Raw genomic sequence first — 6082 nt, forward strand, 5'->3', positions numbered from 1 at the left:
GATATACTAAAAATAAATACTAATGTTAATATGATTTTTTTCATAATTCTATTTTTTAATGATTGTGTTTTTCTTCTTTATTATTATCTTTTATTTTAAATCGTAAACCCGCATAAAACATCCTACCAAAAACAGGACCATAAATCATTGTACTATCAAAATAAGTCCCAAAAGGATCATCAGAAGCTATAATTGCATTGGTCTGTTTGAAATTACCCAAGTTCTCCCCTCCTACATAAACTTCAAAAACACTTGAAAAAGTTCGAGTTACTTGTGCATTAACCAACTGATATGGTTGGGTCTTATTATCTAATTGGTAAACAATTGGATTTGAACCTGTGTTTGGTAATCTTTGTGCTCCAATCCAATTGAAAGTAGCATCAAATTTCCACTGCTGACCTTTATCTTTAATATGAGTCTCATAAGCCACATTAGCAAAAAATCGATGTTTAGCTTGCAACGGTTTTTCTAAAAGTCCTGTTTGATAATCTGTTTTAACATTTAAATATTTATAGGCCGTTCTAATATCTAAATGAGTAAGAATATTAAAATTTAATTCCATTTGAAAAGATTTTGCATAACTTTTCCCATTCAAATTTGAAAAAACTACTGCTCTAGGGTTTTCTAAATCTACCACTACTTGATTTTTAAAATCAGTCATATAGTAGTCGAGTACAAATTCATGTTGCCTGCCTAATAAAGAAAACTTCTGGTTAAAACTCATACCATAATTCCAAGCAATTTCTGGATTAAGTCCATACAATTTTCCTTGTGACTCTTGAATAACAATGGCTCTAGAACTAGCTAATAAATTAATATTTTCTGCAAAAATGTTTGCTGCCCGCTTACCTCTTCCTGCAGAAACGCGTAGTGTTGTTTTTTCAAAAGGAGAATATTTTAGATGCGCTCTAGGTGTGAAAAAAGCACCCAATCTATTATGTTGATCTACTCGTGCTCCTAAAACAAAACTCAAATTATTTAAATTATCATATGAATATTCAAAAAACGCACCTAATGAATTATCTTTTCGGTCAAAGTTTCTTGAAAAATTAACGGCTAAATTTTCTTCAAATTGATCAAAAGTAAAATTAATCCCGCTAATAAACTTATTTTTTGTATTGTCAATAATTGAATTGAACAATAGATTGGCAAAATAACTTTTATGCTTTATATCATGAATACCGCTTCCGAACAAACTACTTTGCTTATTGTATTGAAATGCTTGCTGGAATCCTAAACTTTGAAAAGGCATATCAGGAAAAACATAACCTATTTTATTAGATAATTCTATTTTTTCTGTATCAACTTGACTGCCCCACAAAGAAGAAGATTCATTTCTTGAATACCCTACTTGTCCACCTGTTTTTTCATCTTTAAAATACTTGACATTAAAAAAACTAACAATCCCTTTAGCAGCATCATTATATTGCCAACGATTTAAAATATTCACCTGCTTCCCTAATGGATTATCCATGAAACCATCGTTATTCATGTCGTTAACTTGATTTCTTGTATTTCCATGTAATAAAATAAGTGAACTTAATTTATCTGAAAATTGGGTCTTAAAATGGGTATTTATTTCATAACGGCCATCATTAGAAGCATATACATTACCGTAAAAAGGAACTTCTTTTATAGGCTTTAACAGTTCATAGTTAATTTGACCCGAAACACTTTCATACCCATTAGTTACACTACCCGCTCCTTTGGTAATTTGGATACTTTCTACCCATGTACCTGGGATAAAATTCAAACCAGTTGCTTGTAAAGCTCCTCGAATAGCTGGTATATTTTCTTCAGACATTAAGATGTACGGACTCGTTAAACCTAGCATTTTGATTTGTTTATTACCGGTTACCGCATCTGAAAAATTGACATCTATCGATGGATTCGTCTCAAAACTTTCAGATAAATTACAACAAGCTGCTTTTTGCAATTCTTTTTGTGATAAATGAATAGTATTAGTTACTGCTTTTACAGATCGGTTCATGGCTTTTTGTTCTCTTTTAACCACTACGGTTGCAATCTCTTTTTCTGTATTTTGCTTTTCTAAAACTAAAACAAAATTTTGCACACAACTTTGCTTTTGTTCTAATTTTTTATAACCAAAAGCTTCTATTAATAAAGTGACTTCTTGATTGCCTTGAATCAGACTAAATAGTCCATTTTGATCTGAAACTAAGGTGATATTTTGTTCCGCAATTGTAATTTGGGCTTGCGCAACAGGTTGATAATTAGTATCAACAATTTTACCCGAAATACTTGATTGTGCCCAAGTTAACATTGGCATCAACAAAGCTATTAAGATTCTATAAAACATAAAAAATCAGTTACTTTTTAAACAAATAAACTTGGGATTCTACCAAAATTAGAATCCTAACGATTAAAAAGTGCTGATTATGCGTAAAAAATAAATTGAGAATAAAGTTTATAAAATGGTGGTGCGTTTGCTTCGCAATAATAATCATAACGAATAGGTTGACGCAAAACTTCTGTAGACTTCTTAAAGACAGGAAGAGTTTCAGGAAAAAATACTGCCTGAAAAGCAAAATCAAAAGTATTAAAAATTGTGTAATCAATCTTTTTATCTACTTTGATTTCCTGATTAGAACAACAACCCTTATCTTCTTGCTCATCTTGATTCATTTGCGGTGAACAACAAGAATCCTCTTCAGTAGAATCAATAATAGAATTTTCTTGATAAACTAAAGAAACATAAGAGATTTCATCGTGACAAAAATGCAAAACAAGACTAGCACTACTATTTATCACGAGGATAAAAAGTGCTAACAACACGCTTATTTGTCTTTTTAAAATCACGGAACAAATGTATTATTTTTTTTTTAAATAAAACACACTATGAACTATATTTCAATCACTTGCCCTAATGTTGGAATCATAATAGGAAAATGATATTGTTCTTTTAACTTAATTCTTAATGCATCCAAGGCCATATTTTCTCCATGGATTAAAAACACTTGCTGTGGAGGTAATTCCAATTCTTTCAACCAATTTACTAAATCATTTTGATCACCATGTGCAGACAATCCTTCAATTGAAGTAATATTAGCATTCACATCGTAATACTTTCCATGCATTTTAATCTCTTTTTCTCCTTCTAATAATCTTCTTCCTCGAGTTCCTTCTGCTTGATATCCAACTAATACAATAGTATTTTCAGGTTTCACAATATAGTGTTCAAGATAAGCTAAAACCCTTCCTCCAGTAATCATTCCACTTGCAGCAATAACTACTTTAGGTTTAGGATTATATATGGTATCAATGGTCTCTTCAAACTTGGTTACAAGCGTAAACATCTCATCCATTTCTTTACATGCTTTAGGCGTTAATTTGTGCCATTTCAAATTATTTTGAAAAGTATCTAACACATTAATTCCCATAGGAGTATCAATTACATAACCTATTTTAGGTATTCTATTCTGCTTTCTCAATTGCCATAGCAAATACATTACAGTTTGAACACGTTCTACGGCAAAACTTGGAATAACTACATTGCCGTTTGCCTCATAAGTTGAATTAATAATTGACTCTAAGAACAATAATGTATCTTCCTGAGGATGAATTCGATTTCCATAGGTGCTTTCTAAAAACACAAAATCAGCTTTTTTGGGCTTTTTAGGAGGAAACATCAACACGTCATCATCTTGACCAATATCCCCCGAAAATACTAGAATTTTATTTTCCACATGTAATTCTATAGAACAAGCACCTAAAATATGTCCAGCATAGAACAATTTAAACCAACAATTATCAGCAAGTTGAACTTCTACACCTTCCTCAACCACACGAAAATGAGGTAAAACTTTCTCCGCTTCCTCTACCGAATATAAAGGCATTGCAGGTTTGTGTTTTGAATAAGTTTCTTTATTTGCTTTCTCTGCCTCTTCTTCTTGAATTTTCGCACTATCCTCTAAAATCAGTCTAGTTATTTCTTTCGTGGGATGTGAACAAAATATTTTTCCTTTAAAGCCATCAGCTACTAATTTAGGTAAATAACCACAATGATCCAGATGCCCGTGTGTCAACAATACAAAATCAATAGTATTAGGCAAAATTGGAAGGGGTTCCCAATTCATTTCACGTAAATTTTTTAACCCTTGAAACATTCCGCAATCAATCAATATTCGTAATTGGTTTGTTTCAACTAAAATTTTGGAACCTGTTACCGTTCCTGCCGCTCCTAAAAAATATAATTTCATAATAGATTTATAATTGATGTGACTCTGACAATATTTTTCTTATTCTGTTTTTACTAATTTCTAGTTTTTCTAACCAATCATTCTGTTCAATTAAGTCTTTAACTGTGATGATATCCACCGCTAATAGTTTCTCCTTTTCAAATTGCGTTAAGGTTGTCAAACAAGTTATTGGATAGATTTTATATTGATCAATAATTTCTCGTAATCCTTTTTTTAATGGATAATCCCAACTTAACATTTCTAGTTGGTAACCAGTACCAAACTTTATGGCCTCTTCTGTAAACTTATTATTTGTAACGATTAGACAACTATTAATAGCTCTATTGCGCCCAAAAAGCCTATAACTTCTATCTTTTAAGTCATTAAAGCGAGAAAGGATATACATTGGAATTTTAACATCTGATTTAGCATCATTGCTAGAATGAAACTTACATTCTATCATTTTTACTAAATCGTTTTTAAGGAGCAAAACATCTATTTCATGAGATACACATTTCCCATTCAATACTACATTAGTTGTCGCTTCAAAACCAAGACATTCATGAATCTTGGCAATATATTTTTCAAAATAAAAACCAGCCGGCCCTAAACCTAATATGGCTGTTCTCAAATTATAACGAGCCGCATGAACATTAGCAGAATTTTTTAATAATTGAAAAGCTAGTTTATAAATTTTTTTTGAGGATATGCCGTCGTATAACTGCATTTCAATTTTATTTAAAATTTCAGCTACAACTTCATCACTAGCTCCAGATTTTTTTAGAGACCCACTTAATTTGGACTTGTCATACTCAACTAATTCGCCAGAAAATTTCACTACCTTCATAAGAAAATATTTCTATAAAGGTACAAAAAATTATTGCTCTTTCTTTTGATAAAAAAAAGCAGGAATAAATAAAATCAAAAATAAAGGTTGAATCAAAAATCTTCTCACATAAAACAAGACTAAATAGTCAGGCTTTTTTGAAAAAAGTAACAAACCAAATAATACTGATATTAAAATCAGGAAAAAGATAATTAACAATAGAATTGTCAAATTTGTTATAGATTTCTGTCTAAATAAAGTTTGAATAATCAGAATAGAAAAAAAACTATTTAAGGAATATCTCAACAACAATCCCAAAAAAAGCTTCATCCCTTCATATTTCGGTAAATCTTGATTTTGAAAATTATCTTTAAAAAAGTCTAAAAAAGGATCGTAAAACCAATCTCTTTCAAAAGCACGAATACTTATAAGACCAAAAGTAAAAAGTAATATCCAAAACAAACGTCTTTTACTTTTTATCAACCCTTGTTCCATATACTGAAAATTTAGTTACCCATATAATCCACAATAAAAAAACAACACCGTAAATTACCAATGGAAATACAGTACCGTGAAGCAAATGCTCAAATTGAGGATAATAATATAGAGAAACACACAATAATACAATCCTTAAAATATTTAAAACATAAATTAACATTGCTCCTATTAACATAAAAAGTAATGCCTTTTTAAAATTAGATGAAAAAGCAAAAACAAATGATGCAAAAAGTATAATTACACTAATAGCATTACACCCTTCTACTATCCTTGCAACATATTTTCCTTTGTAAATAAGCTTAAAAGAAGCTTCAAACTCGTGCTTAAAAAGTTTACAATCTTTACCAAAAAAAAGAAAAGTGTTCTTTGTTTGATTTGCAACATGAGTCGTAATTGCATCCACTTCCTTACGCTCTATGGAATAGCTATTCAAAAAAAACTTATAAAGCATAGTGATAAGCAAATAGAACATCAAAAACTTAAATAAGAAAACGAAGAATGGTTTATGCTGACCAAATACTTTTTTCAAAATAATTAATTTTTAACAAAAATATAATTT

6 protein-coding genes are annotated in these 6082 nt (G+C 30.2%); all 6 read right to left on the bottom strand.

Annotated elements, in window-relative coordinates; all coding sequences use genetic code 11:
* Window positions 1-55 precede the first annotated feature (55 nt).
* The 6 genes from QZ824_RS03295 to xrtF all read right to left on the bottom strand — a co-directional run bounded on the left by QZ824_RS03295 (window position 56) and on the right by xrtF (window position 6052).
* Window positions 56-2320: a TonB-dependent receptor gene (locus QZ824_RS03295; protein ID WP_291274605.1), complete on the bottom strand. Its 2265-nt coding sequence runs from the start codon at window positions 2318-2320 to the stop codon at window positions 56-58.
* A gap of 77 nt (window positions 2321-2397) precedes the next feature.
* Window positions 2398-2820, bottom strand: coding sequence for a hypothetical protein (locus QZ824_RS03300; RefSeq protein WP_291274606.1), 423 nt, complete (start codon window positions 2818-2820; stop codon window positions 2398-2400).
* A 44-nt stretch (window positions 2821-2864) separates the two neighbouring features.
* Complete coding sequence (locus QZ824_RS03305) at window positions 2865-4220, bottom strand: MBL fold metallo-hydrolase (protein WP_291274607.1); 1356 nt, start codon at window positions 4218-4220, stop codon at window positions 2865-2867.
* Window positions 4221-4227: 7 nt separating this feature from the next.
* Window positions 4228-5046, bottom strand: coding sequence for an ATP cone domain-containing protein (locus QZ824_RS03310; RefSeq protein ID WP_291274608.1), 819 nt, complete (start codon window positions 5044-5046; stop codon window positions 4228-4230).
* Window positions 5047-5076: 30 nt separating this feature from the next.
* Window positions 5077-5520, bottom strand: coding sequence for an exosortase F system-associated protein (locus QZ824_RS11725; RefSeq protein ID WP_366844176.1), 444 nt, complete (start codon window positions 5518-5520; stop codon window positions 5077-5079).
* Complete coding sequence (xrtF, locus tag QZ824_RS03315) at window positions 5495-6052, bottom strand: exosortase family protein XrtF (RefSeq protein ID WP_291274609.1); 558 nt, start codon at window positions 6050-6052, stop codon at window positions 5495-5497. The genes QZ824_RS11725 and xrtF overlap by 26 nt, the downstream gene beginning before the upstream one ends.
* Window positions 6053-6082 lie beyond the last annotated feature (30 nt).

It is taken from the genome of Flavobacterium sp., from assembly GCF_021151785.1.
Lineage (GTDB): Bacteria > Bacteroidota > Bacteroidia > Flavobacteriales > Flavobacteriaceae > Flavobacterium.

Bases quoted from the DNA above. Each gene is read 5' to 3' on its own strand.
- QZ824_RS03305 (WP_291274607.1), bottom strand. From the start codon at position 4,220: ATGAAATTATATTTTTTAGGAGCGGCAGGAACGGTAACAGGTTCCAAA.
- QZ824_RS03310 (WP_291274608.1), bottom strand. From the start codon at position 5,046: ATGAAGGTAGTGAAATTTTCTGGCGAATTAGTTGAGTATGACAAGTCC.
- QZ824_RS11725 (WP_366844176.1), bottom strand. From the start codon at position 5,520: ATGGAACAAGGGTTGATAAAAAGTAAAAGACGTTTGTTTTGGATATTA.
- QZ824_RS03295 (WP_291274605.1), bottom strand. From the start codon at position 2,320: ATGTTTTATAGAATCTTAATAGCTTTGTTGATGCCAATGTTAACTTGG.